This is a genomic window from Pleurocapsa sp. PCC 7327, assembly GCF_000317025.1.
Taxonomy (GTDB): Bacteria; Cyanobacteriota; Cyanobacteriia; order Cyanobacteriales; family Microcystaceae; genus Hydrococcus.
In genome coordinates this window covers 1,615,613-1,641,954 of record NC_019689.1, presented here as the reverse complement: position 1 = coordinate 1,641,954, position 26,342 = coordinate 1,615,613, and the positions used below count along the sequence as shown (strand labels likewise).

Below are 26,342 nucleotides of genomic sequence, written 5' to 3'. Positions count from 1 at the left end.
TCTCCTTATCTAACAAAAATTAATATCAATCTATAGATAAAACTCTATTAAAGAAACCTAGCTTTTGAAGCGAAGATCCTCGCAATACGAGCATCTTAATCAATACTTATAGATGAAATTAAATTTTTCTTTATGAGTTTCAGAAAAAACTTAAGTATTTTTTTAAAAAGGATGTAAACTTATCTATTAAATCAATTCAACCTTCTGAATAATCCATCAAACTAACATAGTCTTTTGCCAGATCGTTTAAGGAAAAGTCTTTTGAGTGTTTATTGAATACTCATTGCATCTTGTGATGCCAATATTTTCTGAGTTTATGGCTCATTAATTTTTTCTTAATCTTATTTACAGCAAAGGAATAGTCTGCCCGGAGGTTTTATGTCTGATTTTTCTAAATTTTCTCGCCGTAAATTTATCTCTGTAGCCGTTGCATCGGGTGCAGGTGCAGTTTTGCTTAAAGGTTGCGTAGGAAATCCGCCAGATACTGCCTCTAAACCAGCCCAAGAGGCTGCACCTGTTAGTCTAACGCCGGAAACAACGCCCGAAACCACCAAAATTAAACTAGGATTTATTCCAATCGTAGAAGCAGCCCCACTCATTATAGCGAAGGAAAAAGGCTTCTTTGCCAAATATGGCATGACCGAAGTCGAGGTATCCAAGCAAGCTAACTGGGGAGCAGCTAGAGACAACGTAGAGATTGGTTCGGCGGCTGGCGGGATTGACGGTGGTCAGTGGCAGATGCCTATGCCCTATTTAATTTCTGAAGGGTTAATCACTAAAAATAATGTGAAAATCCCCATGTATGTGTTGGCGCAGTTGAATACGCAGGGCAATGGAATCGCGATCGCCAACAAGCACCAAGGCAAAGGAATTGGACTCGATCTCAAAGGAGCGAAAAACTATATTATCGGTCTCAAGCAAGCAGGTACTCCCTTCAAAGCTGCCCAGACCTTTCCAAAAGTCAATCAGGACTTTTGGATTCGCTACTGGTTTGCCGCAGCAGGGATCGATCCAGATAAGGATGTTAACATCCTTACCGTACCAGCTGCGCAAACGGTTGCCAACATGAAAACTGGAACCATGGATGGCTTCAGTACGGGCGACCCTTGGCCCTACCGGATTGTTGCCGACAATATCGGCTTCATGGCAGCTTTAACGTCTGAAATTTGGCCTTTCCATCCAGAGGAATATTTAGCCATCCGAAAAGATTGGGTAGACAAGAACCCCAAAGCTACCAAAGCTCTTTTAAAAGGAATTATGGACGCACAGCAGTGGTGCGACAAGACTGAAAACAAGCAAGAAATGGCAAAAATCCTGTCTGCCGCTGGCTATTTTAACGTACCTGTAGCCGTTCTCCAAGAGCCATTGACAGTCGGCTACAAGATGGGCGATGGCAAAGCAGATATCAAGGATATCGCCAAGCAAGGCGTGCTGTACTGGAAAGATCCTAGGGGTAGCGTCTCTTATCCCTACAAGAGCCACGATCTCTGGTTCCTGACAGAAAGCGTTCGTTGGGGCTTCCTACCCAAAGATACCTTAACCAATGCCAAAGCGCTAATCGATAGAGTAAATCGCGAAGATCTTTGGAAAGAAGCGGCTAAGGAAGCAGGAATCGCCGAAGCGGATATTCCTTCTAGCACTTCTAGAGGAGTAGAAAAGTTTTTTGATGGCAAAGAATTTGACCCGGAAAACCCACAAGCTTATTTAGATAGTTTGGAAATCAAGAAAGCATAAAACAAAGACGAATCTAAAACAATCAAGGAGGAAAACTTAAAAAATGACCGCAACTTTAAGAAGTCGTAATGGTTCGGCCGAAAACCCCGTCAGCGAATTCTGGAAAAAATATTCTAAGGATTTTCTTCCCGCTGTTATAGGAATTGTGGTGTTCTTAGTCGTATGGCAATTGTCTTCGGCAATCGGGCTGATTAAGCTGCCAGGTCCGATAGAGGTCGTTACAAACGAGCGAACTAGCACTTATTTGTTCTATCCTTTCTTCGATCGCGGCGGAACTGACAAAGGCTTATTTTGGCAGACACTAGAAAGTTTAAAGCGAGTCTTAATCGGCTATTCGCTAGCAGCCTTAGTTGGCATTAGTGTTGGCATCTTAATCGGGGTGAGTCCAATGATTAACAAAGCTCTAGATCCCCTCTTCCAGTTCCTGCGAACCGTACCGCCTTTGGCTTGGGTTCCCCTTTCTCTGGCTGCTTTGCAACAGAACCAACCCGCAGCCCTATTCGTAATCTTTATCACCGCAGTTTGGCCGATTCTCATTAACACGGCAGTAGGCGTTCAGCAGATCCCGCAAGACTATATCAACGTCAGACAAGTTCTACAGCTCTCCAATCGGAAATTCTTTTTCAAAATCCTCATTCCTTCTGCACTGCCCTATATCTTCACCGGATTGAGAATTGCAATTGGTTTGGCTTGGCTGGCTATTATCGCTGCGGAAATCGTCATGTCCGGGATTGTAGGAATTGGCTTCTTTATCTGGGATGCCTATCAAAATAACTACATCAGCGACATTATTTTGGCGCTCGTCTATATCGGTGCGGTTGGGTTGATTCTCGATCGTTTAGTTGCTTGGATACAAACCCTCATCGTTCCAGGCGAATAACGGGTTTGCGTAGCGTTCGCGCGGGCATCTTGCCCGCGCTACTAAAAACTGATTACTGATTACTGATTAGTGAAAATGGGCGTTTTTGTAGCAGTTGACAACATTGACAAAGTTTTTAACCTTACCGGAGGCGGACAGTACGTTGCCCTCAAAGGAATCAATCTACAGATTAAAAAAGGCGAATTTGTTTCTCTCATCGGTCACTCCGGTTGCGGGAAATCCACACTACTAAACATGATTGCCGGACTGGATTTGCCCAGCGAGGGAGTCGTCTCCCTAGAAGGGCAACGCATCAAGAAACCAGGACCCGATCGCATGGTCGTGTTCCAAAATTATTCTCTCCTACCTTGGCTGACAGTCAGACAAAACATTAGTTTGGCAGTCGATGAGGTAATGGTGGGTGCGCCTGCATCCGAACGCCGCCAAGTCGTAGATGAGTATATCGATATGGTCGGTTTGCGCCATGCCGTCGATAAGCTGCCCAAACAGCTATCGGGGGGGATGAAACAACGGGTTGCGATCGCCCGCGCCCTCTCCATTCGTCCCAAATTGCTCTTGCTCGACGAACCTTTTGGCGCACTAGATGCCCTCACCAGGGGAAGTTTGCAAGAGCAGTTAATGAAGCTGTGCGACGAATATCATATTACCTCCGTCATGGTCACTCACGACGTAGACGAAGCCGTGCTTTTGTCTGACCGAATCGTGATGCTCACCAACGGACCCGCTTCCAAAATCGGGGGAATTTTAGAAGTAGACCTTCCTCGCCCTCGCAAACGCATGGAAGTCGTCAACCACCCCAGTTACTACAGCTTGCGGAGCGAAATTATTTACTTTCTCAACCAACAAAAACGCATCAAGAAAATCCGGGCGCAGAAAACCGCCGTCGTTGCCCGTCATGGCTTAGAGAAAATCAACCTAGAAATTGGTTTCGTTCCTCTCACTGCCTGCGCTCCCCTCGTTGTTGCCAAAGAAAAAGGCTTTTTCATCAAGCATGGGTTAGACGAAGTTAACTTGGTGCGAGAAACCAGTTGGCGCGGGATTGTCGATGGAGTCATTGGCGGTTATTTAGATGGGGCACAGATGCCCGCCGGCATGCCGACTTGGTTAACCGCAGGCGGTCATGATGAGACCCCCATCCCCATCGTGTCCGCCTTAACCATGACCCGCAACGGCAATGCGATTACGCTAGGGAAAAAGTTTTACGAACAGGGAGTGACCAACGCTAAAGAATTCAAACAGAAGCTATTGGCGTTGGATGGAGAACCCCATACCCTTGGCGTGGTACACCCTTCTTCCATGCACAACATTTTATTGCGCTACTGGTTAGCAGCGGGCGGGATCGATCCCGATCGCGATGTTTCCATCAAGACCATTCCTCCCGCTCAAATGGTAGCCGATCTCAAGGCAGGCACGATCGACGGTTACTGCGTCGGCGACCCTTGGAACCTACGCGCTGCCATGGAAGGAGTTGGCTTCACCGTCGCCAGCGACTTAGAAATTTGGCTGGGACACCCCGGCAAAGTTTTGGGAGTTAAAGAAGACTGGGCTAATACCTATCCCAATACCCATGTCGCTCTAGTAAAGGCTATTTTGGAGGGCTGTCGCTACTGTGCCGATCCTGCCAACCACGAAGAAATTCGCCAAATGCTTGCCGATCGCAAGTATCTTAGCACCAGGATTGAATACATTCAATTAGGCGACCCCAATGCTAACACTTGTAGCTTGGATAAACCCATGTACGAATACGGGCACCTTCTCTTCTTCGGCGATGGGGTCAATCGTCCCAGTCGCACGGAACACCTCTGGATGATGACGCAACTAGCGCGTTGGGGAGATATTCCTTTGCCGCGTAACTGGCTAGAAATTCTAGAAAGAGTTTGCCGCGTGAGCGTGTTTAGTACTGCATCTAGAGAACTGGGCTTGAGTGACATCAAATATCGCCGCGAACCAATTAAGTTGTTTGATGGCATTGAATTCGATGCTGAAGATCCGCTAGGCTATCTCAATAAATTAGAGATCAAGCGCAACGTCACGATGGCAGAAGTTCATCTAAATGCACCGAAAGCGATAGCTGCTTAAGAGGGTTAGTAGTTAGTGGTTAGGAGTTAGCCAGCAAAAGATCGACTAACCACTAACCAATAACCAATAAAAAACCAGTCGTCAATCAACAATAGAAAAAGATGCAAGCCGTTCAAAATACGATTCCACAAAGATCGCAAGCTTTTGATGATAAAGCCTTTCTGGTTATTGAAGGTGTCTCCAAGGTTTATCCCACTCCAGCAGGACCTTATACTGTCCTAGAAAACGTCAATCTGACGGTTAATGAAGGGGAATTTATTTGCGTTATCGGTCACTCTGGTTGCGGTAAATCAACGTTGTTGAATATGGTTTCCGGTTTCGCCAGCCCTACAACTGGTTCGGTTCGCGTAAACGGAAAACCCATTAAAAAACCGGGTCCCGATCGCATGGTGGTTTTCCAAAATTATGCTCTCCTGCCTTGGCTGACGGTATTTGAGAACGTTTATTTAGCCGTCGATGCTGTTTATCCCAAAAAATTGGAACAGGAAAAAAGAGCGATCGTTCGCGACCATTTAGCGATGGTGGGATTGTCGGAAGCAGCAGAGAAAAAACCCCCGCAAATTTCTGGTGGGATGAAACAACGGGTTTCCATCGCTAGAGCGCTCTCAATTCGTCCTGAAGTCTTAATTTTAGACGAACCTTTTGGGGCATTGGATGCTATCACCAAAGAGGAATTACAAGAAGAATTGCTCAAAATTTGGAACGAGCATCGCTGTACGGTGTTGATGATTACCCACGATATCGACGAAGCCCTATTTTTGGCAGATCGCTTAGTCATGATGACCAACGGGCCGGCGGCAAACATCGGCGAGATTCTGGAGATTCCTTTTCCGCGTCCGAGAGATCGGGAACGCATTATGGAAGATCCGCAATACTACGATCTGCGTAACTATGCCCTAGACTTTCTCTATAATCGCTTTGCTCGCGACGATGCGGCATAAGGGTTCTAGGTTTAATAACTCAACTAACTTGCTCGCAAGTTAGTTGAGTTATAATGATAGATTTATTTTCCTATTAATAATTTTTAACTAAAAAATTGAACCTTTTCCTTGTCAAGGGGAAGGTCTTTCTATAGAATCTATGCAATAGATTTTTATGTTTTCATAGTACTTTTTCTATGAATAATGGGTGCAAGATCCTCCTCTTGTACTTATCAAATCGAGCTGACTAGAAAACCTAAAACATTCTGGAAAAGCTATTTTTATCCAGATGCTTGAAGCAGTTCTACTCTAGCTTGACTCTGAGAACAGGTTCGATTGGTTGTAGTACTGTCTAGCTATGACTGAGAACTCAAAACCGTTTCAGCTAACAGTTTTTTCGATTATCCATGCAAATAACCAATCGCATTCATTTTTATAACTTGCGCGGCGACCTATTTGGAGGCGTAACTACGGCGATCGTTTCCTTACCGCTAGCGCTAGCATTCGGTGTCGCTTCCGGTGCCGGTCCCGTAGCTGGTCTCTACGGCGCTGTTTGCGTTGGCTTTTTTGCCGCACTGTTTGGCGGCACGCCAACCCTGATTTCCGAACCAACCGGACCGATGACCGTGGTCATGACGACGATTGTCGCCAGTATGACGGCTAAAAACCCGGAGAACGGTATGGCAATGGCGTTTACCATTGTCATGCTGGCGGGAATCTTTCAAATTATTTTTGGAGCCTTCAAGCTGGGGAAATATATTACCCTCATGCCCTACAGCGTAATTTCGGGTTTTATGTCCGGGATCGGAGTTATCCTAATTATCCTTCAGCTAGCTCCGTTTGTCGGACAGCCCAATCCCAAGGGCGGGGTACTAGGCATGGTGCAAAACCTACCCCAACTGTTGTCTAATATCAATCCGGCTGAAGCTGCCTTGGGTGCGCTGACACTGGCAATTATTTTCTTAATGCCATCAAAAATCAAGCGCTATGCTCCCCCCCAACTGGTGGCATTAATTGTGGGTACTATCGTCTCTCTGACCATCTTTGGCGGGGTTGAGATCAGACGAATTGGCGAGATCCCAATGGGACTGCCAACTTTGCAAATCCCTACATTTACTCCTGCCCAAATCACAACGATGATTATTGATGGGGCAATGCTGGGGATGCTGGGATGTATCGATACCTTGCTTACGGCAGTGATTGCCGACAGTTTGACCCGTACCGAACACAAATCTGACAAAGAATTGATTGGTCAAGGGATTGGGAACTTGGTTTCCGGGTTGTGCGGCGGCTTGCCCGGTGCGGGTGCCACCATGGGAACGGTGGTCAATATCCAGACTGGCGCTAGCACTGCTTTATCGGGTCTAACTCGCGCTCTGATTTTATTGGTGGTCGTGCTGTGGGCTGCTAATCTAACCGAAACCATTCCCATGGCAGTACTGGCTGGTATCGCCCTTAAGGTGGGGATTGACATTCTCGATTGGAGCTTCCTCAAGCGCTCTCATAAAGTATCTGTCAAAGGAGCGCTCATTATGTACGGCGTGTTGCTCCTGACTGTATTTGTCGATCTGATCGTTGCCGTCGGCGTTGGGGTATTTATTGCTAATATTCTGACAATCGAGCGTCTTTCTAGCCTCCAAGCTAGGGAGGTGAAAGCGATCAGCGATGCCGATGACGAAATTTCCCTGACCGCAGAAGAAAAAGCGCTTCTCGATCGCGCTAACGGTCGCGTGTTGCTATTCTACCTGAGCGGACCAATGATCTTCGGGGTATCTAAAGCGATCGATCGCGAACATAGAGCGATGGCAGATGCTGATGTCCTGATCGTAGATTTGAGCGACGTGCCGATGCTAGGCGTAACGGCTTCTTTGGCGATCGAGAATGCCATCAAGGACGCTTGCGATAAGGGCCTTAAAGTGTTCGTCGTAGGTGCGGCTGGCAAAGTTAAGCGCCGACTGGAACGCTTGGGACTTTTCGACCTCATTCCTCACCATCATCTGTTAATGGATCGCACCGAAGCCTTGCAGCAAGCTGTTGCCTTGGTTGAGGGTCATACCGCTAATCCAAATGAGACAGCACTCGAAAGTCATTGATTGGCGAGAAGCGATCGCTTTGGCGATTTAAATCCCAATGAAGGCGATCGCTTTTTCTCTCCCGTGAATTCTACCTTTGCAAAACTAATGATTAATGCAATAACCTCGATCTCACCTCCAACATTTCCTCTACTAGCAACTGCAACAGAATCTGAATATGCCCCCATCGTCCTAACTGGCGTACTGCTGAGTTTAGTGGTTATTTACCTTGCCAGCAAACTCGGCGGGGAATTGTCTCGCATGCTGGACTTTCCCCCCGTTTTAGGAGAATTGATTGCTGGCGTAGTTATAGGCGCTTCTGCGCTACATTTGGTCGTTTTCCCCGAAAGCGGCGCTATTGCCTCCGACTCAGTCATTGTTAGTATTCTCAAATTCATCGATAACCTCTCTCCCGAAGCGCTAACGACCATTTTCCAAAGTCAAAGCGAGGTTATCTCCGTTCTAGCAGAACTCGGAGTCATTATCCTCCTTTTTGAAATCGGTCTAGAATCTGACATTCGAGAATTGCAAAAAGTCGGCTATCAAGCGACGATTGTTGCTTGCGTTGGCGTAGCGGTTCCTTTTGGCGCGGGTACTGCTGGGCTAATGTTACTCTTTCACGTTCCAGCCATTCCAGCGATTTTTGCAGGCGCGGCACTGACAGCCACCAGCATCGGCATCACGTCCAAAGTTTTGTCAGAAATTGGGCAACTCAAGTCTAAAGAAGGTCAGATTATTGTCGGTGCTGCTGTTATCGACGATATCCTGGGCATTATCGTTTTGGCAGTAGTGGCAAGCCTTGCTAAAACTGGCGAAGTAGACATAGCGAATGTTATCTACCTAATTGTCAGCGCTACCGTTTTTCTCATCGGTTCGATCCTACTGGGCAAATTCTTTAATAAATCTTTTGTCGCGATCGCCAACGTGCTGCAAACGCGAGGAAATCTTATCGTTCCAGCTTTTATCTTCGCCTTTTTTATGGCTTTCATTGGCAACGCCATTCATTTAGAAGCCATTTTGGGTGCGTTTGCGGCGGGTTTAGTCCTAGATGAAACCGACAAGCGCAAAGAACTAGATGAGCAAGTTAAACCCATCGCCGACATCCTCGTGCCGATTTTCTTTGTCACCGTCGGTGCCAAAGTCGATCTAGGCGTTCTCAATCCCCTTGTTCCTGAAAATCGAGAGGGATTGATTATTTCTACCTTCTTGATTGGAGTGGCAATTCTGGGCAAAATCGTGACGGGATGGTCAGTTTTCGGTCAATCTGGCATTAATCGCTTAGCGATCGGCATCGGCATGATTCCGCGCGGCGAAGTCGGACTGGTGTTTGCCGCGATCGGTACGGCTAGCGGCGTTCTTGACAAACCTTTGCAAGCTGCGATTATTATTATGGTCATTCTGACCACTTTTTTAGCCCCACCGTTCTTACGGTTAGCCTTTGGAGAATCCCAAAAGCAAGTAGAATCAGCAAAGCAAGTGAAGCAAGCTGATTTAGCTCGATAAATTACTTCCATCTTTTTAGAGTACTATTGGAAGGTAGAGGAAAACTATTTCTAACAGAAATTCAGCTCAGAAATAATTACCAAAAAACTTAAATTTTTAGCAATACTGGGTTGATATTTCCTCTGCCTTCTCAATTTTTTAGAAAAACTATTAGAAAAAAAATATAAAATTATTGACTAAATTAAAGATGAAATTTTTAAGAAAATTAGCAATGGGAGTTAGACAATTATTCAAAGACGAAAATTTTCTCTATGGGATTCACAAGGTGGAAAACCTGGTTTCAAAAGTTTTATCTATTGCACTAATTATTGTTATTTTATTTTCTCTGTTCGATCTAGTCATGATTTTGTCTATAGATCTAATCGCGACAGAAGCCACTGGTTTTTTTAGTAAAACTTTAATTGAAATTTTTGGGATGTTTTTAAACATACTAATCGCTCTAGAATTGTTAGAAAATATAACCGCTTATTTAAGAAGACATATCGTTCAAGTTGAGTTAGTTGTCGTTACAGCTTTAATTGCGGTTGCTCGCAAAATTATTATTTTCGATCCCAAACAATACGACAAGATCGATCTCATTGCTCTAGCCATTGCCAGCCTCGCACTTTCAGCGAGTTATTGGCTGATTCGACGCATGAATCAACACAAATAGTGTTGCAAGTCTTGTCTTTAGCTCCTGGTTGAGTGACAAAACTTAAATCGCCCTCACCCCAACCCCTTTTCCAGAGGGGGAGAGAGGCTTTCAACTTAAGACTTTTGCCTGAAGTCCTTTTGTCCCTTGTGGGAGAAGGGATTTAGGGATGAGGGGTGTCAGTCAACCAGCTTGAGCGCTTCTTTACTTGCTTGACAGCTAATGCTAAACTCCCTAACGAAGCTTCTCACGTTACCCAACTCAAAAGCATGAGCCGCATCGGCGCAGTTGCTATAGGAAGAAATGAAGGCGAACGACTCGTCAGTTGCCTGAAATCTCTAATCAACCAACTTCCCCAGGACGTACCGATTGTCTACGTCGATTCCGGTTCGACAGATGGTAGCGTAGCCACAGCGCAATCTCTAGGCGCTTGCGCGATCGAATTGGACGCATCGGCTCCGTTTACCGCAGCGCGAGGACGAAATGCCGGATTTAACTATCTGATCGAGCATTTTCCCGATCTCGAATACGTCCAATTTATCGATGGAGATTGCGAACTAATTGAGGGGTGGATCGAGCAAGCCGTACAAACCCTCGATGAAGACGAAAAACTCGCCATTGTCTGCGGTCGTCGGCGAGAACGGTTTCCCGACGCATCGCCCTACAATCGACTCGCTGACACGGAATGGAATACACCCGTTGGCGAAGCGAAAGCCTGCGGTGGCGATGCCTTAATGCGAGTCAGTGCTATTCGAGAAGTCAACGGCTTTAACGATCGCATGATCTGCGGAGAAGAACCGGAAATGTGCATCCGCCTGCGCCAGCGCGGATGGAAAATTCGGCGCATCGATGCCGACATGACCCTACACGATATGGCGATGTACGAGTTCGGTCAGTGGTGGAAGCGCTCGATCCGTGGCGGTTGGGCAGTTGCCGAAGGAGCAGCCATGCACGGCACGCCACCAGAGTGCTATATGAGGCGAGAAAATAAGAGCGGCTGGATGTGGGGATTTTTTGTCCCGCTAATCGCGATCGCTTTGGCTTGGCAGACTTCTGGACTCAGTTTACTGCTATTGCTCGGTTATCCAGCCTTAATGTGGCGAATTTATCGCTATCGTCTCACTCAAGGCGATTTACCCTCTCACGCTCGCCTGTATGCTTTTTGGTGTATGCTATCTAAACCAGCGCAGGCGATCGGTCAGTTCCAGTACTGGCTGATGCGTTGGCGCGGCAAGCAAGCGACGCTAATCGAATATAAAATGTCTGTTGCACAGAGAGTCGAGACATAAAGGAAGTTTCCATGCGGATTGCGATCGTTGGCTGTGGCTTTGTTGCCGATTACTATTTAAAAACGCTTCCCTTCCATCCCAATCTAGAACTGGTAGGAGTCATGGATCGAGATTTGGCGAGAGCATCTATCTACTCTAGCCATTATTCAGTGCCTTTCTACCGTTCCTTAGAGGAGCTACTTGAGGACGATCGCGTCGATCTCGTCGTCAATCTCACTAATCCTAGCAGCCATTTCTCGGTTTCCAAAGCCTGTTTGGAGGCTGGCAAGCACGTCTACTCTGAAAAGCCGTTGGCGATGGCGCTCTCGGAAGCCCAAGAACTGGTAGGCTTAGCCGAACGACGAGGCTTATTAATTACCTCTGCTCCCTGCAATCTGCTTGGGGAAACCGCGCAAACCCTCTGGAAAGCGCTGCGAGAAAACGTTATCGGGACTGCGCGACTCGTCTATGCAGAGATAGACGACGGATTGCTGCATCGCATGGCATACAAGCAATGGACTAACGGGATCGGCATTCCCTGGCCCTACAAAGATGAATTTGAAGTCGGGTGTACTTTGGAACACGCTGGCTATTATATCTCCTGGCTGGCGGCTTTTTTTGGTCCGGCGCAAACTGTTACTGCCTTTTCTTCCTGCTTAATCCCCGACAAGCAAACAGACGTTCCCTTGGCGGTTAATTCGCCAGATTTTTCGGTTGCTTGTATTAAGTTTGCTTCCGGCATTGTTGCCAGATTGACCTGTAGTATCATTGCGCCTCACAACCATGGGCTGCAAATTATCGGCGACGAAGGCATACTTTCTACCCATGATTGCTGGTACTATAACTCCCCAGTTTATATCAAGCGCAGAATCACGATCCGGCGCAAGACCCTTGAGACTCCATGGAAAATTAAATATCCGCTGGTCGGAAAACCCAAGAAACGCTATCCCTATAAAGGAGCCATGCAAATGGATTTCTGTCGGGGCGTGGCAGAATTGGCTAGCGCGATCGCCGAGCAACGTCCCTGCCGCCTGTCAGCCAGATTTTCTCTCCATATCAATGAGGTCGTTCTCGCCATTCACAATGCGCTGGAAACAGGCTCTCCCTACAAAATTACCTCATCCTTCGACGCAATCGAGCCGATGCCGTGGGCAAAATCGTGACAGCAATTTTCAGAAAGATTGGAGTTAGGGAGACGGGGAGACTGGGAGACGGGAGGAGTGTGGGGAGACAAGGAAGAAAACTAATCACCAACCACTATCTACTAACCAATCCCCCTAATCCAAAATCCTTTCATCCAAAATCCAAAATGGTATAAACGATGCAGGATAACGCGCAAACCCCGATCGTCTTCATTACAGGTGCTTCCGGTTTTTTAGGTCGATACGTCGTCGCTGAGGCGTTGCGACGCGGTTACCGAGTTCGCGCGATCGCGCGGGAAAAACCACCTTTCTGGTACGAACATCCCGCCTTGGAATGGGTAAATTTAGATTTGCGCCAACCAGAAGGCATTGCCGAGGCGTTAGCAGGGGTAAACGCGGTTATACATTTAGCGGCGGCAAAAGCTGGAGATTATCAGACGCAATTTGCCACTACCGTAACGGCGACAGAAAACTTACTCAAGGCAATGGTCGAGGCAAACGTAATGCGTTTGATCGCCATTAGTACGTTTTCAGTCTTCGACTATCTCAACATTCCTGAAGGCGCAACTATAGACGAAGATTCGCCCATTGAAAGCCATCCCGAAGAACGGGATGTCTATGCGCAAACGAAGCTGTTGCAGGAGGTGGCGATTCGCGCTTTCGAGCAAGAACGCGACGCACGAGTGACGATTCTTCGTCCTGGAATCATCTACGGACGGGATAATTTGTGGAATGCTCATCTGGGGGCAAAAGTAGGCGATCGCCTCTGGATTCGTATCGGCAGTCGCGCTTGCCTTCCTTTGAACTATGTGGAAAATTGTGCCGAAGCGATCGTCACTGCCGTGAATTGCGATCGCGCCATTGGGCAAACCCTCAATCTCATTGACGATGACTTGCCCACCCAAAGCACGTATGCTCAGAAAATCAGACAGCGCTTGACATCGCCGCCTCGTGCGATCGCGATCGATTGGACGGTCATGCGCTTGCTGGCACGTACTCTCTCGACGAGCAATAAACTTCTCTTTAGAGGGCGAGTCAAACTACCCGGTCTTTTCATTCCAGCGAGGCTACACGCTCGTTTTAAGCCGCTACAGTTCGATAATAGGCGAGCCAAGCAGGTGCTAAACTGGACTCCGAGATATTCCCTCGATGCCGCCCTCGATCGCATCTACAGCAATGCCGATTTGTTGCAGGTATCTCCTTCTACCAGTCCAGCATCGTTTATCTCACCTCGATCGGAGTAACTCTATGCGAATTGCTTACCTAACTGGCGAATATCCGAGAGCAACAGACACTTTCATTCAGCGCGAGGTGATGGCTTTACGAGACAGAGGGGTAGAAGTCCATACCTTCTCGGTGCGCCGAACGGGTGACGAACACATCGTCGGTCCCGAACAGAAAGCCGAACGCGATCGCACTTTTTATATCCTGCCCCCCAATCCCCTTAATTTAATCTTGGCGCATCTAACGTTACTGCTGAGTTCGCCAGGGAGATATTTACGCGCCCTCAAGCTTGCCTGGACTACGCGGCAGTACGGACTGAAAGGAAATCTATATCAATTGTTCTACTTTGCCGAAGCGGGCATCCTTGCCCAACAGATTAGAAACAGACAAATTCAACACCTACACAATCACATCGCCGACTCTAGTTGTACCGTGGCGATGCTAGCTGCCGAACTGGGTGGCTTTACTTATAGCTTTACCCTACACGGACCTTATATTTTCTTCGAGCCTTACCGCTGGCGACTGGATGAGAAAATTAAACGAGCCTTGTTTGTCTGTTGTATCAGTTATTTCTGCCGCAGTCAAGCGATGCTTTTTTCTCCCATGGATAAATGGGAACGATTGCACATCATCCATTGTGGCGTAAATCCCGACCTGTTCGACCTCGTTTCTCACGATCGCTCTAGTAAACGACTGCTTTATGTCGGTCGTCTAGCAGCCAATAAAGGCTTGCCCATTTTATTAGAAAGTCTTGCTACGTTGAAATCCGCGCATCCAGATATTCTTCTGACCGTAGTTGGCGACGGTTCAGATAGAGTAGCACTGGAAAGGATGACCGCCCAACTGGGTTTACAAGAACGAGTGAAATTCGTCGGCTATAAGTCTCAAGCAGAAGTCCGCCAGTACCTACAGCAGACAGATGTATTTGTCTTGCCGAGTTTTGCAGAAGGCGTGCCGGTTGTCTTGATGGAAGCCATGGCAGCAGGCGTTCCTGTAGTAGCAACGCAGATTGCTGGCACCAGCGAATTGGTTGAGGATGGAATCGGTGGCTATCTGGTGCCGCCAGGGGATGCTGTCTCTCTTGCCCAGCGAATTGAAGTGCTACTGACAGATAGCCAGTTGCGAGCCAAATTTGGTGCGTCCGGTCGCCTGAAAGTCGAAAAAGACTTTAATCTAGACAAGGAAGTCGATCGCCTCTATCGCGTCATGACTTCGGCACTGCAAGGAAAAGTTGAAGCGATTCGTCCAAATACAAGCGAAAGCGCGATCGAGGATTTGCAAAAAGCTTCCTCGGCATAGGAGTACTTTTTTACCTACAGGAGGAGTCAGTTGTCATTAGTCATTGGGGATTAGTTAGTAGGGGCGTAGGGGCGGGTTTTTGGTAGTAAGTATAGGTAAATCTAGAGCGTTTTTAGATAAACCCGCCCGTACAGTGGTGATTGGTCATTGGTCATTTGTTAGTAGTTAGTGGTTAGTAGTTTGTCTTCTTCGGAGTCAGAGGAGTCCTCGGAGTCCCCCTTGTCTCCCTTGTCTCCCACTCCCCCCACTCTCCCAACTCCCCTCACACTCCCACTCCCCCACACTCCCCACTTCCGAATTCCGACTCCGCCACGGACGAAGCGAAGCGCGAAGGAGCAGCGCTGACTTCCGACTTCTCCATGCTTTCCCTATCTCTTAATTCGAGCTTACAAAACGCTTGCGCAACGATTCAGCTCGACGCTTGGCAACGGCATTATTAGGCTCGAATTTGAGCGTTTCTTCGTAGGTTTCTAATGCCTTGATTGCCATTTGTTTGCGCTCGTATACGTTCGCTAAATTATTGAGCGCGATCGCATATTCGGGGTAAAGTTTTAAAGCTTCTTTGTAGTTACGAATTGCTAATTCGTACTGTTCCTGAGAAAAATAAGCATACCCAAGCGCATTATAAATTAAAGCTTTGTTTTCTGGTTCTATTTCTTCATCGGTTTTTAAGGCTTTTTGCAGGAGATTGATGGCTTGGACAAATAATTTTTTATCTAAATAGATACTGCCCAGTTCATAGTATTCTTTAGCAGTGCCTTTTTCTTTTTGCAGTTTCTTTTGCAGCCGAGAAAAGGTGCTTTCAACCTGACGAGTTTTGAAAACCTGGCGCAACAAAAACAAGGCTGTACCGCTCAGCAGTATCAGCAACACAGATAGGTAAATTACTGGAAGATATTCACTCATCATTGGTTATTAGTTAGTTATTATTAGTTATTTGTCCTTAAAGAAGTCCCCAATAGGTGGCTCTTTCTCGCAACCAACCAGATTGTTGCCAATGAGCGATCGCTTTGTTGACGCGATCGCGCAAACTTGAGTATTGTAATCCTTTTGGGATCGCTACACACAAAGCTTCACCAGAAAGACGAACGGGTAATTGTCGATACTGGGGATATTCTTGTACCCAGCCAGCTAAAACGCTATTATCTGCAGCAAAGGCATCTGCACCTCCTGTTTCCAAGAGCGACAATGCCTCTTGATATGACTCTACCCCAATTAGTTGAGCCTTGGGTAGCTCGAATCGGACAGCAGCAATCGTACTAGAGCCTTTGAGAACGGCAATTCTACTGGAAGCTAGATCGCTCAACTGTTTTACGGTGGGATTTTGGGTGACGATTCCGGTGCCATCTAGATAATAATAATTGCTAAAGTCTACCAATCGCGAACGAGAGGGAGTTGTCGTCACTCTAGCGATGACGAGATCTACCTCGCCATCGAGTGCGACTTGCAAGCGTTCTTGATTGGCGACGGGTTTGAAAACGATTGCATCGGGACTGCCTAATAATTCTTGCGCTAGACCCTTGGCAATGTCGATTTCTAGTCCTTGTAAATTGCCCCGTTCGTCGTAAAATCCAAGCGGACGTAAATTATCTTTAACGGCAACAACGAGCTTGCCCCGACGGACAATTTCCTCTAGTTCGGCAGCGAGTGCTGAGGAAGAGGATATGAAATAGTTAACCGCGATCGCGATTGCAAGACACGATTGCCATAGTTTCTTCTCAATTGCCATGCTAATTTTAGGCTCTAGAAACACTATCTCAGACCGCAGTTTGTTATTATAGCCTCAGGAGCGAGTTACGCTAAAGAAAACTGCATCGCGATCACATTAAAATCTCAATGGTAATGCTCAACGATCTACTGGGGTAAGGAACTAGCTTCATCAACTTGGATGCCGAGCCTTTTTCTAGAACCCTACAAAATTGTGGAGGTTTTAGATGAGAATGAGAAAAATAACGATTGGTGTGATGGGACCAGGCGAAAATGCGATCGCAAGCGATCTAGAAAATGCATACAAGCTTGGTCAATTAATTGCTGCCCAGGGATGGATACTCCTAACGGGAGGCAGAAATGTCGGGGTAATGGATGCGGCAAGCAAAGGGGCAAAGGCGGCAGGAGGATTGACGGTTGGGATTTTACCGACAAAGAATCTTGAGGCTGTCTCTGAAGCAGTAGACATCGCCATCGTGACAGATATGGGAAACGCCCGCAATAATATTAACGTCCTTTCTTGTGACGCGATCGTTGCTTGCGGAATGGGAACGGGTACGACTTCAGAAGTTGCGTTGGCTTTAAAGAATGGCAAATCAGTCGTTTTATTAACCCAGAGTCAGGAGAGTATCCAGTTCTTTACCAGCCTTTGTCAGGAGCGAATTTTTGTGGCAGATAATGTCGAAACTGCGATCGCGCTAGTGAAAGAGATCTTGAGAAAATCTGTCTAAAGAGCGATCGCTTGGTCGAGATTCACTTTTAAGGTAGAATCAAGCTGTTAAGTTTTATTGCATAAGCCAGGAAGCCGTACTTTGGGGGCAACTCTGAGTGACGGTACTCCGCAATAGCAATCAGAGAGGATTGAACACAAATGGCATACGAACTTCCTGCACTACCATACGACTACACGGCACTAGAACCAGTTATTTCTAAAAAAACCCTTGAATTTCATCACGATAAGCACCATGCTGCCTATGTAAACAACTACAATTCGGCAGTAAAGGGAACCGAATTCGAGAACAAGTCAATTGAAGAAGTCATCAAAGCAGTTGCAGGCGATTCTTCTAAAACTGCAATCTTCAACAATGGTGCCCAAGCTTGGAACCACACTTTTTATTGGAATTGTATGAAACCCAACGGCGGCGGCACTCCCAGTGGGGCACTGGCAGACAAAATTAAGGCTGACTTTGGCAGTTTCGATAAATTTGTCGAGGAATTCAAGACAGCAGGCGCTACCCAGTTCGGTAGCGGTTGGGCTTGGTTAGTACTTGACAACGGTACGCTGAAAGTCACCAAAACTCCTAATGCCGATAATCCAATCGTAGCCGGACAAGTTCCCCTACTCACTATGGATGTGTGGGAACACGCCTATTATCTGGACTACCAAAATCGTCGTCCCGACTACATCAATGAGTTCATCAGCAAATTAATTAACTGGGATTTCGTCGCTCAAAATTTCGCAGCGGCTAGCTAGTTTTTTAGTAAAGGGAGTAGCGTCACTACTCCCTATCGTTTACCCCTTGTTTCGATCGCATGGATAGCCAAGACTTAGCACGATACGTCGAAGAAACTAACGGCATTTCTAAACCTTGGTTGTTAGTACAATTGCGCCTGCAAAAATTGCATGAAAATCGCGCTAATCTTTCCCAAGAAGAATATATGCGCCAACTAGAAGATTTACACCAAGATTTGATGAATTTGGGCGAGTGGTGGAAAGGAATTGAAGATAAAGTTTTCAATCCTGAGAATCTTTTTTAGAGAGCATCTTATACCAATTCGCAATTGGCAATTATCAATTCGCAATTCTCATCGATGCTCAAAGAAGCTTCTCTATCCCCTCTATCAGGGGGGACAAGTCGAGAACAATCATTGCTGTCCCCCCTTGATAAGGGAAGGGGGTTGCTCGCTTCCGCGTGCGCATCGGTTCGCAATTAGTCAGTAGCTCTGTGTATAAGGCTTTTTCATTGGGTCGAAGAATTGATGAAAGCTAATCGCAATAAGCTCTCATTTTACCGGAAAGATCTTAGGACTATGACCATTATCCAACAAGCTTTCTAGTCTCGTTGTCCCCCCATCAGCAATTGACGATTAGTTGAAAAGAAATCTTAAATTGCCTAATTTTCAGACATTCTTTTAGAAGTTGCTCTTGATATACATTTTGCCGCTAAAATTACTCGATCTTTTGTCTCAAATACAGAGCAATCTTTGATAAAGTTTGCCAGAATTGGAATATTTCCTCGTTCTAACTTTTGTTGGGCTTCTTTTGCATAGGGTTGAAATTGTTGCAGCCAGGAATTATCTGCTAGATATTTAGGAGTAAAAGCATTTTTATCCAACAAAAAAAAATCGATATGATGGTTTTGGATGAACTTTTTTACTTCTTCTAAACTAGAACTATACTGAGTTTGGATTAAAGCGATCGCTCTTTGACGAAATTTGCTATAGTAACCCCAATGATAGGGGATCGAATATTCTCTACCGACGAAAATCGATCGCTGAGTAAAAGATGGTAAATTACTATTAGTATCTTCAGCAAGAGAAGCAATGAGAATGTCTTTAGGTTGTTGCTTAAAAAACTCGTATAGCTTTGGTTCGTGCCCTTCGACATAAAGCGTGATTGGAAATCGTTTCATCGTGTTGGGATAAAAAAGAATTGCTCCAACGATTAAACCAATAAAACTGATGGCAATGACTTGCTGTATTCTCCAAAAAGATGTCGTTTTTTTGGCTATCCAATTCAATAAAGCATCTAAAATTAAGGATAAAGTAATTCCTGTTGATAATGCAATAATAATCCGAAAGCTATAAGCCGTGTAACGGTTAGGAAGATGCAATCTAAATATAAAAGCATGGGCAATAAAAAACATGCTCAACGATACAAAAAGGAGTTGAGGAAGAAGAATAATATTAGGTTGAATTCGCTTCACCAAGGAAAACCGCGAGGGAAATTTGAGCAGTAATGGTAAAAACACCCCACTTACAAGGGTTAAGGGAATAAATGGATACATGGGAAACATCCCACTGCGTTTGCCATAGATGAAATATTCGTCGAGTCTTTGAGAAAAGAACTCAGTTCGTCCTCCGAGTAAAAATTCTGGCAATTGTTTAGCTTGAGCAACAGTAATAATTGGATCGAAAACAGAATGACTGAGAACATAGGGAAGCATGACAAGAAATGCCACTCCTAATCCTAAAAAGCAGAAGCGATAATCTTGGGGATTTTGGGATAAATAAAGCCCTTTTTCTTTCTTTTGAAATAAGAGAATAATTAGAAGACCGCAAGCCAGGAAAATGCAGTGAGGATAAATTAGTCCTATTAGAGCAATCGCGATTAAAACAGGAACTAAAGAACGGCGGGATAAATAATATAAAAAAGCTAGGATAAATACATAAGAAAATGCTCTAGGGGTTGCAGAAACCAAGTCATCTTTCATCCAGAGATTTTGATTGAGAACTAAGGAAGAGATAAAAGCTGTCCCTGGCAATGGCAATATTTCTAGAGAAAAAGCAAAACAGTAAAAAGTAGTGATTAATCCAATAAATAGAGGTAATATTTTATTAAAGAATAAGGGATTGATGCCGATCGCCGCTGCTAATTGGTAAATAGTTTTGTATGCTAAGGGAGCAACCGATTGAAAATAGTCAGCAATAAAATCGTTAGGGAATAACGCTGGATCGACGAATCGCATCATCCAAAAAACATGCTGCCGCGCATCATCTTGAACGACATATTCGCTACTAAAAGCTTGTTGCAATCCCAAACAACTATAGAATATAGAAAAAGCTAAGCTCAAACTCAGCCAAACTATCTTGGGTATTTTTATCATTGCCAATAAGCAATATAAAGCAAAATAGAATCATCAAATTATACCTGTTAAGGGTGCAAATTACTTTGCACCTCTACTCTACACAAACTTTGCGCGATCGCTATGAATTATTGGACAATTCCTGAGTGACCTTTAATGTCTCCCACAGGTTCAAATTGTCCTCCCAAATATTGTGCCAGGAACTCTTCAGCGATCGCGTAAAAATGCAAGCGGTTTTCCGGGCGAGCAAATCCATGTCCTTCATCGGTATAAAGAACGTATTTAACGGGTTTACTTGCTTGACGCATCGCTTCGACGATTTGTTCGCTTTCTGCTTGCTTGACGCGGGGATCGTTAGCTCCCTGTGCGATTAGCAATGGCTTTTGAATTTTGTCTACAAAAAAGAGAGGCGATCGCGATTTGAGAAAGCCCTCTTCTGTCTCCAAATTCCCTACCCGATGTTCAAACATCGCCGTCATCGGTTTCCAGTACGGGGGAAAGCTTTGTAACAACGTGATAATATTACTCGGTCCGACGATATCCACCCCGCAAGCGAATACCTCTGGCGTAAAGGTCAATCCCACCAAAGTTGCATAGCCGCCATAAGAACCGCCCATAATTGCGATCCGATCGCGATCGGCAATTCCCTGTTCGACTAACCAATTGACCCCATCGATCAAATCGTCGTGCATTGCTGCCGCCCACTGACGATTCCCTGCATTGAGAAAAGCTTTCCCATAGCCAGTAGACCCTCGGAAATTCACCTGTAAGACCGCATAACCGCGATTAGCCAGCCATTGTACCTGTGGGTCGTATCCCCAGGTATCCCTTGCCCAAGGACCGCCATGGACGAGAAGAACCGCAGGATAGGGGGCTTTTCCCGCGATCGGCAAGGTTAAGTATCCATAAATGGTTAATCCATCTCGTGCCTGATAAGAAATGGGTTGCATCGACGACAGGGGTAACTCTTCTAATTCCGGTCGATTGCTAAAGAGTAAGGTACTCGATTTCGAGGCTCGATTGTAGAGATAGTAATAAACCGGACCATCGTCGGTGAGGTAAGCGACAATCCAATTTTCATCGGCTAAATCGCGGCTAGCAATCGAGAATTCTCCAGGGCGCACTTTAGCTAATGCCTCAAAATCTGCGGCAATACTTTCATCGAGAATTTGCCAATGAATCTTATCTTTGTAAAAGGAAACTGCTTGGATGTGACGCTTGGTCGGATGAGTTACGATCCCGCCGACATCGTACTGTTCGTCCTCAGCAATAACCGTCTCTTGTCTGGTAGCTAAATCCAAAGCGATTAACCGCTGGGTATTGGCATCGTGAGAGCCTAAAATATATAAGGTTTTGTTATCGCTAGAAAAACTAATCGCTCCCCCTGTATCGTCGGGTCCCCAGTGACGGAGAATTTCCCAAGGGCGATCGCGCGTTTCGCGATACAGTAGATCGGAACCCCCATCGGGCGTAGCCGCGGCAGCAGCGAGGATTTGAAACTGGGCATTCGCCGTCCAGCCGACGATATTGCCTGGATTGTCGGTGTCGAATTCGACTGCACCATTTTTTAGGTTGATACGATAAACATCAAATTTCTCTGGGTTATTAAGATTGAGTCCGACGAGAATTTCATCGGGAAAGTCAGGATCGAGATCGATAACTTGTGCTTTCACGCCTTGAAATGGCGTTAAATCTCGAACGATATTGGTATGAATATTGACCGAGTAGAGGTGGAAATTTTCATCTCCATCCGAATCTTGTAGATAAATGAGCTGTTCGGGATTATACGTCCAGAAATAAGCCCGAATCCCCCGTTTTTTGTCGTCGGTTAGCTTGCGATCGTCTTCTTGCCCCAGAGTCCGCAACCAAACTTGCAAGACATTTTTGTTGTCGGGAGCAATGTAGGCTAGATACTTGCCATCGTTCGATATACGCGGGCTACTGCGTTGAGGATTGCCAAACAGGATTTCGCGAGGAATTAAAGGCGGAAGTGTGGGATCGGATTGAGTAATCGTTTCAGTCATGATGCGTTGCCGATCGGGCGTGAACTACAACCCTAGCCGCCTTACGGCTGAGCTAGGGGTTTCTGTCGTCTCACAGCAAAAGCTTGCTTGAACCCTCCACAGAATGCAGGGGTTGAAGTAGAGGCTTCGGCTCCACGACTATCGACGCTGGTTCCCAACGCCCAACTAAGCATTACTTGTGCAGCAGCAACATCCCTATCGCAGGTATACCCACAATTAGAGCATTGATGCACTCGCTCGCTTAATTCTTTTTCTCTGACTGGTTGGCAATCAACAGTTATGGAAGCGTACCATTTTCCTTGTTTCCAAAGAATTGTACCAGTTGTTGGCCTTCCCCAGGTTCTAGCTTTCCCCTTCATTTGGATGTTCTCCAAATTAGACAAAACTAAGTAACCGTTTTCTCCATTTGTTGAGGCTTTCCAACCAGATTTACACGGATATGTCCAGCCTCGATAATCGCGTGATGACTTAAACTTTGGTCGTTCTCCTAATTTCTGAAAAAAACGTTTATAGGCGAAATCAACTCTTTTTACAGTCGCTTGAAGTTCATGACTACCAGGTTCTTTATACTCATGCCAGCACTCTTTGAAAGCTGGTAAAGAATTTTGTTGGTCGAGATAACTAATAGACTTCCCAAATCGCTCGTATTCTACCTTTCTTTGGTAGAGACAAGCATTATATAAAAGTTGGTGAAGCCTCCGCCAGTAGTGAAGTTTTTCTTCTTGTTTTTTAGTTGGATAAAGCCTCAACCTTACTCGCCTAGTTGCCATCTGTTTATCGACCAAATAATTATTAATGTCTCAAAGCGGATGTAAGATGTCCAGATGAAACCCAGAAAAGGCTCTCATATTAAAGAGTATATTAAATCTCAAGAAAAACCACTTTTCTAGTTGGTGATTTCACTTTGTTACATCACCTTGCTATCCTTCCCCATGCCGCCAAGGGCTGAGCACGGGGACTGCCGCCAAGAGCCTTCAAAAAAGAGCGGATATCGTTTTTTATGATAACCGCCTCTCTAAACTAACCTTTTTTCTACTTACGCAGCCAGTACCAATTTCTTGTGCGAGAAAAAGTCAATCCATTGCGAACTTCGGACTTCTTCGTCTGTACCGTTTCCTTGGTCTTGGGCTGGTACTAACATACAGTCTGTCGATCGCACTACCATCTCACCGTGTTCTAGGGCTTCTTTCAACTGACGACCCGTCTTCCAAGCGCGAAACTTTGTCACGTTCCAGCGCGGATTGGGTGGATAGCCAGCAAATCCAGAACGAAGCGCTGCGTGGTTCTCCCGAGCAATGGTAGTACGAAGCATAATGCTTTCTGTCAGGTCAACCACTTTGGGGTTATGAGGCTTTACCTTCTTTAACACGGACTTCACCCCCTTTTCTGTTGTCTAAAAAACTATTCACACTATTCCCATCATATTACAGATTATTACAATCTGCTAGGTTTTTTTAATTTAGGGGCATATGTATTAAGGAATACTGCTATTTTTTTAAGTTCTGATTAACCTATGTGGCAATCTTGCCTCTAGTGCCTAGAGTGAGGACTACAATAAATTCAGGAGCACTGGGGATCGAGGAATGGTGTCATGCTAGTAATTCTAACTGACGAACAAATCATTTCTACACAACAAGTTTGTTCGGGTTGTTTGCTTGCCAATAGCCACGGATTGCCTCGTTGGCATCACGGAAAACTTGGCTGCGGTCATTCTCTAGCTAAAGCCGATCGCCAAAGCTCCGAACTCTATGAATGTCAGATGGGCTTCGTGCTGGCTAATATCGACGGCAGTTGAGCCATTCAAAATTTATCTTGAAAATTGGGGATCTGCAAAATCGCCGCTCGCCCAACAGCATCGGCGCATTGCCTATAATGATAAACAAATTAGAGAGCTATTAAGCTTCTAGGTTTTTCTAAAGTTTTCATAGGAGACCAAGGAATGGTTTGGCGCGGTTCGCCCAAAAGTCAAGATAAATTATTCGCCTGCTTAACTTATCTAGTGCCTCTGATAGAAGTGATTCCTTTTGGAATGTATTTGTTTATGTTCTTTCCGCCGCTACTGTGGCTCTTGATTCCCTTGTCGCCCCTGCTGCGATTTTATTATCTGGGAGTCGGCGGATTTCCCATAGTTGCATTGGCAATTTTTATTTGGTTATATGCGGGGGTCGCGCAAAATCCCAAATTAATTCACTTTCTTCGCTACAACGCAATGCAAGCGTTATTACTATCAGTTTTTGCCGCGCTATGCCGTTTGGTTCTATCCCTTTTTGGCATCTCACAACAAGCATTCTCTGGAGTGATAGCTGGAGATTCCGCTTGGTCGGGTTCTCTTTTAGGCAATACAATTAGCATTCTGATTTTTCTGTTTGTGGCAGGTTCTTCTTTCTATTCAATTTTTCAGTGTATTCGGGGCTTGTATCCAGAAGTTCCGGTAATTTCCGAACAAGCCTATGCTATGGTGCGATAGTTTTTAGAGGAGCGCCTACCTAGCAGCCACAAAATTTTCTAGGGAACCGATCCCCTCAATTTCTACGCGAATGCGATCGCCGACTTGCATTGGACCGATTCCGGCTGGCGTTCCGGTTAACACCACATCTCCTGGCAGCAGAGTCATGATTTGGGAGATATAGGACACTAAAAACTCTGGCGAGAATACCATATCACTAATCGGCGCGGATTGTTGCGGTTCGGCAGCATCGTTTAAAAAGGTTTGCAACTGCGCCCCCGCACTCAACTCGCGAACGATCCAAGGTCCGAGGGGACAAAAGCTATCAAATCCTTTAGCTCTCGTCCATTGAACGTCTTTGCTCTGCAAGTCGCGCGCCGTAACATCGTTGGCAATGGTATAGCCCCAGATTTTACTCAGTGCCTGTTCTAGGGTACAGTCTTTGGCGCGATCGCCGATGACTATTGCTAATTCTCCCTCATAGTCAACTCGTTGAGATTGCTTGGGATAAAAGATCGGTTGACCGTTAGCCGTGACGGTTGTAGGAGGTTTGAGGAACAAGAGGGGTTCTTCTGGGACGGCAGTTCCCATTTCCGCCGCGTGATTGCGATAATTTTTCCCCACGGCGACGATTTTGGAAGGAGCGCAAGGCGCAAGCAGTTCGTAACTATCTGGTTCTAAAGTCAGATCGCTAGACTGTCCTCCCAACCACGGGGGCGCGTCGAGAACCTCGACACTGCGATTGAGATTGAGCAATCCATAGTAGGTTTGCCCTTGAGGAGTTTTGACTCGAACGTAGCGTTGCGCCATAGCTGTGAAAATTGGGTTAGGTAATTGATAAATTTGGGTGACTGGCGATTAGCAGCAAAGAAATGATACGATCGAAATCCCTTGCTTCTTTACCTAAAGCTAGATATCAAACAGTCTCTGGTTTTGTCTAGCTATTGACAAAGAAGCCATCATGTCCATAAGGAGATTAATTGGATGAGTCACAGTTACGAATTAGTTTATATCCTGCGTCCAGACTTAACAGAAGAGCAGGTGCAGCAAGTAGTTAATAAATATCGAGATTTATTAATCGAGCAAAAAGCAGAAGACGTTCAGATTAAAATTTGGGGAAAAAGACGACTTGCCTATCCGATCGCAAAACATCAAGATGGCACTTACGTCCAAGTGAACTATACAGGAGATGGAACCCAAGTGGCTCCTGTAGAGAGAGCTATGCGCCTGAGCGACGAAGTAATTCGCTATTTGACCATCAAACTGGAAGAGAAAAAGTCTGCTGCTAAAGCTTCCGAGTCGGCACAAGCAGATAAAGCCGAAGTATAGATAAGCCAGATAAGCGATTCGGGGATTGGGAATTAGTCATTGGTCATTGGTCATTGGGATTGGGGGAAAGGGGAAAGGGCAAAGAACATTTTCATTTTTCCCCCTTCCCCTTTTCCCTTGTCCCTAAAAAAATTCGTCATTGGTCATTGGTTAGTAGTTAATTGTCTCCCCATTTATCCATGGGCCATGGGGGATCGTTTTTTTGTGGTTTCATGTTCTAAGATAGCTGCTAATTTGGATTGTTCCTATCGATAAAGAGCGGAACAGTTCGCAACGCG

At 45.8% G+C, this 26,342-nt stretch carries 24 protein-coding genes and 1 pseudogene; 17 read left to right on the top strand and 8 right to left on the bottom strand.

What is annotated here, in order from left to right; translation table 11 throughout:
* The first annotated feature begins 378 nt into the window (after positions 1–378).
* The 11 genes from PLE7327_RS07360 (at position 379) to PLE7327_RS07310 (ending at position 14,752) form a co-directional block, all read left to right on the top strand.
* Positions 379–1,734: a CmpA/NrtA family ABC transporter substrate-binding protein gene (locus PLE7327_RS07360; protein WP_015143226.1), complete on the top strand. Its 1,356-nt coding sequence runs from the start codon at positions 379–381 to the stop codon at positions 1,732–1,734.
* A 43-nt stretch (positions 1,735–1,777) separates the two neighbouring features.
* A complete protein-coding gene (gene ntrB, locus PLE7327_RS07355; protein ID WP_015143225.1) occupies positions 1,778–2,614 on the top strand; it encodes a nitrate ABC transporter permease in 837 nt (278 codons plus the stop codon).
* A gap of 75 nt (positions 2,615–2,689) precedes the next feature.
* Entirely contained in the window at positions 2,690–4,693 is a 2,004-nt protein-coding gene (locus PLE7327_RS07350; protein WP_015143224.1) for a nitrate ABC transporter ATP-binding protein, read from the top strand.
* Positions 4,694–4,794: 101 nt separating this feature from the next.
* Positions 4,795–5,634, top strand: coding sequence for a nitrate ABC transporter ATP-binding protein (locus tag PLE7327_RS07345; RefSeq protein ID WP_015143223.1), 840 nt, complete (start codon positions 4,795–4,797; stop codon positions 5,632–5,634).
* Between the two features lie 386 nt (positions 5,635–6,020).
* Positions 6,021–7,706, top strand: coding sequence for a SulP family inorganic anion transporter (locus PLE7327_RS07340; protein WP_015143222.1), 1,686 nt, complete (start codon positions 6,021–6,023; stop codon positions 7,704–7,706).
* An 87-nt stretch (positions 7,707–7,793) separates the two neighbouring features.
* Positions 7,794–9,188, top strand: a complete 1,395-nt coding sequence (locus PLE7327_RS07335) for a cation:proton antiporter (protein ID WP_015143221.1) — start codon at positions 7,794–7,796, stop codon at positions 9,186–9,188.
* 187 nt (positions 9,189–9,375) lie between these two features.
* Entirely contained in the window at positions 9,376–9,840 is a 465-nt protein-coding gene (locus PLE7327_RS07330) for a phosphate-starvation-inducible PsiE family protein (RefSeq protein WP_015143220.1), read from the top strand.
* A 248-nt stretch (positions 9,841–10,088) separates the two neighbouring features.
* A complete protein-coding gene (locus PLE7327_RS07325; RefSeq protein WP_041392967.1) occupies positions 10,089–11,108 on the top strand; it encodes a glycosyltransferase in 1,020 nt (339 codons plus the stop codon).
* Positions 11,109–11,119: 11 nt separating this feature from the next.
* Positions 11,120–12,250 (top strand): Gfo/Idh/MocA family protein, encoded by a 1,131-nt coding sequence (locus PLE7327_RS07320; RefSeq protein ID WP_015143218.1) that lies wholly within the window; start codon positions 11,120–11,122, stop codon positions 12,248–12,250.
* A 158-nt stretch (positions 12,251–12,408) separates the two neighbouring features.
* Complete coding sequence (locus PLE7327_RS07315; protein ID WP_015143217.1) at positions 12,409–13,473, top strand: NAD(P)-dependent oxidoreductase; 1,065 nt, start codon at positions 12,409–12,411, stop codon at positions 13,471–13,473.
* 4 nt (positions 13,474–13,477) lie between these two features.
* Positions 13,478–14,752 (top strand): glycosyltransferase, encoded by a 1,275-nt coding sequence (locus PLE7327_RS07310; RefSeq protein ID WP_015143216.1) that lies wholly within the window; start codon positions 13,478–13,480, stop codon positions 14,750–14,752.
* A gap of 375 nt (positions 14,753–15,127) precedes the next feature.
* Here PLE7327_RS07310 and PLE7327_RS07305 read toward each other — a convergent pair whose 3' ends face one another.
* A complete protein-coding gene (locus tag PLE7327_RS07305; protein WP_041391932.1) occupies positions 15,128–15,658 on the bottom strand; it encodes a tetratricopeptide repeat protein in 531 nt (176 codons plus the stop codon).
* Between the two features lie 37 nt (positions 15,659–15,695).
* Positions 15,696–16,481, bottom strand: coding sequence for a transporter substrate-binding domain-containing protein (locus PLE7327_RS07300; protein WP_041392965.1), 786 nt, complete (start codon positions 16,479–16,481; stop codon positions 15,696–15,698).
* A 211-nt stretch (positions 16,482–16,692) separates the two neighbouring features.
* Here PLE7327_RS07300 and PLE7327_RS07295 point away from each other — a divergent pair, with 211 nt between their 5' ends.
* The 3 genes from PLE7327_RS07295 (at position 16,693) to PLE7327_RS07285 (ending at position 18,217) form a co-directional block, all read left to right on the top strand.
* Positions 16,693–17,190 carry a TIGR00725 family protein gene (locus tag PLE7327_RS07295; protein WP_041392963.1) on the top strand — a complete coding sequence of 166 codons (498 nt, stop codon included), beginning with the start codon at positions 16,693–16,695 and terminating at the stop codon, positions 17,188–17,190.
* Between the two features lie 140 nt (positions 17,191–17,330).
* Positions 17,331–17,933, top strand: coding sequence for a superoxide dismutase (locus tag PLE7327_RS07290; protein ID WP_015143212.1), 603 nt, complete (start codon positions 17,331–17,333; stop codon positions 17,931–17,933).
* A gap of 59 nt (positions 17,934–17,992) precedes the next feature.
* Positions 17,993–18,217 (top strand): hypothetical protein, encoded by a 225-nt coding sequence (locus tag PLE7327_RS07285; RefSeq protein WP_015143211.1) that lies wholly within the window; start codon positions 17,993–17,995, stop codon positions 18,215–18,217.
* 356 nt (positions 18,218–18,573) lie between these two features.
* Here the strand turns inward: PLE7327_RS07285 and PLE7327_RS07280 are convergent, their stop codons facing one another.
* The 5 genes and pseudogenes from PLE7327_RS07280 to PLE7327_RS07265 all read right to left on the bottom strand — a co-directional run bounded on the left by PLE7327_RS07280 (position 18,574) and on the right by PLE7327_RS07265 (position 23,658).
* The gene (locus tag PLE7327_RS07280; RefSeq protein ID WP_015143210.1) at positions 18,574–20,286 is read right to left on the bottom strand and encodes a hypothetical protein; all 1,713 of its coding nucleotides are present in this window, start codon (positions 20,284–20,286) and stop codon (positions 18,574–18,576) included.
* A gap of 107 nt (positions 20,287–20,393) precedes the next feature.
* Positions 20,394–22,289 carry a S9 family peptidase gene (locus PLE7327_RS07275; RefSeq protein WP_015143209.1) on the bottom strand — a complete coding sequence of 632 codons (1,896 nt, stop codon included), beginning with the start codon at positions 22,287–22,289 and terminating at the stop codon, positions 20,394–20,396.
* 41 nt (positions 22,290–22,330) lie between these two features.
* The gene (locus tag PLE7327_RS25700) at positions 22,331–22,648 is read right to left on the bottom strand and encodes a transposase (RefSeq protein WP_254658170.1); all 318 of its coding nucleotides are present in this window, start codon (positions 22,646–22,648) and stop codon (positions 22,331–22,333) included.
* Positions 22,649–22,930: 282 nt separating this feature from the next.
* A pseudogene (locus tag PLE7327_RS26135) lies at positions 22,931–23,059 on the bottom strand (helix-turn-helix domain-containing protein); the annotation flags it as partial.
* A 266-nt stretch (positions 23,060–23,325) separates the two neighbouring features.
* Positions 23,326–23,658 carry a hypothetical protein gene (locus PLE7327_RS07265; protein ID WP_015143207.1) on the bottom strand — a complete coding sequence of 111 codons (333 nt, stop codon included), beginning with the start codon at positions 23,656–23,658 and terminating at the stop codon, positions 23,326–23,328.
* Between the two features lie 222 nt (positions 23,659–23,880).
* On the opposite strand from PLE7327_RS07265, the gene PLE7327_RS07260 reads away from it, so the two are divergent.
* A complete protein-coding gene (locus PLE7327_RS07260) occupies positions 23,881–24,084 on the top strand; it encodes a hypothetical protein (RefSeq protein WP_015143206.1) in 204 nt (67 codons plus the stop codon).
* A 144-nt stretch (positions 24,085–24,228) separates the two neighbouring features.
* Positions 24,229–24,756 (top strand): Tic20 family protein, encoded by a 528-nt coding sequence (locus PLE7327_RS07255; RefSeq protein WP_015143205.1) that lies wholly within the window; start codon positions 24,229–24,231, stop codon positions 24,754–24,756.
* A gap of 15 nt (positions 24,757–24,771) precedes the next feature.
* Here the strand turns inward: PLE7327_RS07255 and PLE7327_RS07250 are convergent, their stop codons facing one another.
* Positions 24,772–25,545 carry a fumarylacetoacetate hydrolase family protein gene (locus tag PLE7327_RS07250; RefSeq protein WP_015143204.1) on the bottom strand — a complete coding sequence of 258 codons (774 nt, stop codon included), beginning with the start codon at positions 25,543–25,545 and terminating at the stop codon, positions 24,772–24,774.
* 174 nt (positions 25,546–25,719) lie between these two features.
* Between PLE7327_RS07250 and rpsF the strand changes: the two genes are divergently transcribed.
* The gene (rpsF, locus tag PLE7327_RS07245; RefSeq protein ID WP_015143203.1) at positions 25,720–26,064 is read left to right on the top strand and encodes a 30S ribosomal protein S6; all 345 of its coding nucleotides are present in this window, start codon (positions 25,720–25,722) and stop codon (positions 26,062–26,064) included.
* Positions 26,065–26,342: the final 278 nt, after the last annotated feature.